This window comes from Sphingomonas sp. 66-10, from assembly GCF_001897045.1.
In the GTDB taxonomy this organism is placed as follows: Bacteria; Pseudomonadota; Alphaproteobacteria; order Sphingomonadales; family Sphingomonadaceae; genus Sphingomonas; species Sphingomonas lycopersici.
Genome location: NZ_MKRR01000133.1, coordinates 449588 through 452011, shown reverse-complemented (window position 1 = coordinate 452011; position 2424 = coordinate 449588). Strand labels below are relative to the sequence as shown.

3 protein-coding genes are annotated in these 2424 nt (G+C 67.0%); 1 reads left to right on the top strand and 2 read right to left on the bottom strand.

Features of this window, described 5'->3' with window-relative positions; translation table 11 throughout:
* Positions 1–78 precede the first annotated feature (78 nt).
* The gene (locus BGN95_RS16030; RefSeq protein ID WP_286773295.1) at positions 79–1062 is read right to left on the bottom strand and encodes a cupin domain-containing protein; all 984 of its coding nucleotides are present in this window, start codon (positions 1060–1062) and stop codon (positions 79–81) included.
* A 125-nt stretch (positions 1063–1187) separates the two neighbouring features.
* On the opposite strand from BGN95_RS16030, the gene BGN95_RS16025 reads away from it, so the two are divergent.
* Positions 1188–1637: a hypothetical protein gene (locus tag BGN95_RS16025; RefSeq protein ID WP_265311785.1), complete on the top strand. Its 450-nt coding sequence runs from the start codon at positions 1188–1190 to the stop codon at positions 1635–1637.
* Here BGN95_RS16025 and BGN95_RS16020 read toward each other — a convergent pair.
* The coding region (locus tag BGN95_RS16020) for an MFS transporter (protein ID WP_286773294.1) at positions 1606–2424 on the bottom strand (819 nt) is incomplete at its 5' end. The genes BGN95_RS16025 and BGN95_RS16020 overlap by 32 nt on opposite strands.

The window sequence follows — 2424 nt, the reverse complement described above, 5'->3', positions numbered from 1 at the left end:
CCTGCCGACCGCGCAGGCGGAATTCACCGTGCGCGGCACCCAGACCCTACCGAAATGACCCGCGGCGGCGGCCGGCAGCTACTGCCGGCCGCCGGATTCGACCGTATAGCCGTGGAGCCCGGCGGGATAGGGATTGACCGCGACGCGGGTGCCCATCTGTCCCTCCGGGCCGCCGAAACTTGCCCGGTGCCAGCGCCCTTGCGCCGCGGAGATGACGTCTCCCGGCGAGGCGGTGAACGTCGGCACGCCTTCCACCTGAAGGTCGACATTGCCCTCCATGACGAACCAGAATTCGTCGTAACCGATGTGATAATGGCCAAGGTTCGATGCCGGCGGCGTCGGCACGGCGCGCCCGCGGATATTGTTCACGAACATATGCTGCGCGGCGATGAACGCGCCGGCGCGCGCGCCGCCCGCCACCACCTCCTTGAAATAATCGAGATAGGGGCGGTTCATCGCATCGAACTGGCCGGGCGGCCCGACGGCGAGCCGCTCTTCATAGACGAAACCGTCGACGGGCTTGGGACGCGACCGTGTCGTCTCGACGGGATAGAGCGGCATGTCGCTCGCGGCGTGGATCTCGAAATAGAGTGCAGGGCGATCGCCGACGGTCTGCAGGGTGAAGGGCACGCGGAACGGAATATCGATCTCGAAACCCTTGCGCGCGACGAACGGCGGCTGGCCGGCGAGGGCGACCGTGATCTCGCCATCCCAGACGATGATGCCGGTGCGGTTGTCGGAATAGGCCAGTTGGGGCGTGGCCTGTCCCGGTGCGATCTGGTGCCAGTCGGCGACGATGTCCTTGTTGCGCACGATCGGCTGCGACCAGCTTTTCTCACCTTTGTGCAGCGCCAGCACATCCGACAATTTCCACCACGGTCGGTTGGGGGCCTTGTAATCCGCATAGGGCGTCTTCTTGGGCGCCCAGACGCGCATCGGCGGCGGCGGGGCGAAGGCGGGGTGGGGCGCGTTCGCCGGCGCGCCCGCGGGCGGGGCGGTTTGCGCGGTGCCGACGCTCGCCGCGCAGATCATCATCGCGGCCGACCATCTCCTGAACCCCATTTTTCTCTCCATGTGGTCGCGCCTTATTGCGCTTGATCATATATGATAGGATATTCGCTTTGCCGGTCAATCGCAATGCGAGCGCCTGACGGCCGGCGTCAACGATGAGCTGCGGAGGGATGCGAATGTCGGTGTATTCATGGATCGAGCTGCTTGCCATGATCGCTGTGCCGCCGACACAGGATTGCCGGTCGGTGGCCGATCCCGGCGCGCGCCTTTCCTGCTATGATGCGCGCGAGGCGGCGAGCGCTTCGCCGGTCAGCAATGCCGCGCCGGCCGCACCCGCCGCGCCGGCCGCACCAACCGGTCCGGTCGCCCGGTCTGCGCCGCCGCCGGCTTCACCCGCCGTTTCGACCGAGCCGACCGGGCGCGTCGCCGCGGTGACCGCGCTGCGTTATGGGCTGTTCGAGGTCCGGCTCGCCGACGGCCGGCTGTTCGAGACCGCGAGCAACGCGATTTCGCCGCCGGCGGTGGGCGCGTCGGTGCGGTTGCGGCGAAGCGTGCTGGGCACCATTTTCATGGACGTCCCGGGCCGCCCGCCGATCACCGTGCGATCGCGACGCTCGCACCAGTAGCCGCCGGCGCGCTTTCGATCAGGCGGCGCGGATCGACCACCGCCCATGCGATCGTGCCGACGATCACGATCCCCGCGCCCGCGCCGAACGCGGCGGTCCAGCCATAATGCGCGGCGATCCACGGCGTGAGCGAAGCGGTAAGCGCGCCGCCGATCTGGCACCCGATGTTCATCAGCCCGGAAACCACCCCGGTGTGCGGGCCGGCGATATCTGCGGTCACCGACCAGAAGGAGCTTTGCGACAAATAGATCGCGCCGCCGCCGAGCGCGAGCGTAAGCACCGCCAGCGCGACATTGTCGACGCGCGAACCGACGATCAGGAAGAGACCCGTCAGGATGAATGAGGCCATCGCCAGCCCGGATCGGCCCCAATAGAGGCCAAGGCGGCTCGAGATCGCGTCGTTCAGCACCCCGCCGATGAGGCATCCGGCGGTCATCGCCAGGAACGGCGCCATGCCGAATATCGCGCTGGACTTCAGATCGAGCCCGCGCGCTTCGGCGAGATAGATGAAGAACCAGCTGAAGAAGATCCAGATGACATAGCCGAACGCGAAATAGCTCAGGAACAATCCCCAGACATTCCGGCTGCGCAGGATCGCGCGCCAGGGGATCGCGGTCTTCTGCTCATGGTCGATCGGCGGAAGCCCGTTCTCGATATGCGCCAGTTCCATCGCGTTGACGGCGCGATGCTGTTGCGGCCGATCCCGCGCGACCGCATACCAGACCAAAGCGGCGGCAACCCCGATCATCGCGCAGACATAGAAGGATGCGCGCCATCCGGCGGCGGC

Bases quoted from the DNA above. Each gene is read 5' to 3' on its own strand.
- BGN95_RS16025 (WP_265311785.1), top strand. From the start codon at position 1,188: ATGTCGGTGTATTCATGGATCGAGCTGCTTGCCATGATCGCTGTGCCG.
- BGN95_RS16030 (WP_286773295.1), bottom strand. From the start codon at position 1,062: ATGGGGTTCAGGAGATGGTCGGCCGCGATGATGATCTGCGCGGCGAGC.